The following is a 1117-nucleotide window of genomic DNA, read 5'->3' as shown; positions in this document are numbered from 1 at the left end:
TTCATATTCAGCCGGTGGCATCTGCTCGCTCGAACCATGCCGACGCTTACTGTTATAAAACATTTCGATGTAATCAAAAATATCGCTTCTGGCTTCGTCTCTCGTTCCGTAGATCTTTTTCTTAATCCGTTCGCGTTTCAGTAGCTGGAAAAAGCTTTCCGCAACCGCGTTGTCATGGCAGTTACCACGACGACTCATGCTACCTTCCAGACCGTGTGATTTCAGGAACGGCTGCCACTCATGGCTCGTGTATTGACTGCCCTGATCAGAGTGAACCAGTACCTGTTTTTGGGGATTACGCCTCCACACCGCCATTAGTAATGCGTTCAGGACAATCTCTTTTGTCATACGAGGTTGCATTGACCAACCGATAACTTTTCGGGAGAACAGGTCAACCACCACGGCCAGATACAGCCAGCCTTCGTGGGTTCGGATGTAGGTTATGTCCGTCACCCAACGCTCATTCGGTGAGTCTGGATTGAACTGCCGCTGGAGCCTGTTGGGTGCCACGATGCTGGCTTTGCCTTTACTTACCCGTGGGCTACGGTACCCAACCTGAGCTTTTATTCCTGCACGCCTCATGAGCCGCCAGACCCGGTTCACTCCACACTGTTGCCCAGTATCACGCAGATCGAGATGGATCTTGCGATAACCATAGACGCAGCCAGACTCAAGCCAGAACTGCTTGATCTGCCCGGTCAGCATCTGGTCTGCCTGGTGACGCTGTGAATGTGGCTGTTGAAGCCAGAAATAAAATCCACACGGATGAACATCCAGAATCCGACAGAGCAATCGAACAGGCCAGCAACGGCTGTTGTCGCGGATAAAGGCGTAGCTCAGTCGGACAGCTTTGCGAAGTACGCCGCGGCTTTTTTTAATATGTCCCGTTCGTCGGTAACCCGCTTCAGTTCTTTCTGGAGACGGCGGATCTCAGCCTGAACATCTGACTGTGCATTATGAGTGGGAGAATCCGGACCGTACTTCTTCATCCAGGCGTAAAGGCTGTGGGTGGTGATATCGAGACGTGTTGCAACGCTGGAAACAGAATGACCACGCTCAACAACCTGTTTGACTGCTTCAATTTTAAACTCTGCAGGATAACGCTTACCGCTCATGG

At 51.3% G+C, this 1117-nt stretch carries 1 protein-coding gene; it reads right to left on the bottom strand.

Annotation, left to right across the window (positions count from 1 at the left end; translation table 11 throughout):
* A protein-coding gene (locus tag F3J37_RS27805) for an IS3 family transposase (protein WP_166936842.1) occupies positions 1-1115 on the bottom strand; the annotation gives its coding sequence in 2 pieces (ribosomal slippage) (positions 1-878 and positions 878-1115; 1116 coding nt annotated over the 2 pieces). This gene is flagged as partial in the annotation.
* Between the last annotated feature and the right edge of the window lie 2 nt (positions 1116-1117).

Origin of the sequence: Candidatus Pantoea communis, from assembly GCF_011752685.1 — a bacterium.
In the GTDB taxonomy this organism is placed as follows: domain Bacteria; phylum Pseudomonadota; class Gammaproteobacteria; order Enterobacterales; family Enterobacteriaceae; genus Pantoea; species Pantoea communis.
This window is presented reverse-complemented; position numbering and strand designations above follow the sequence as displayed.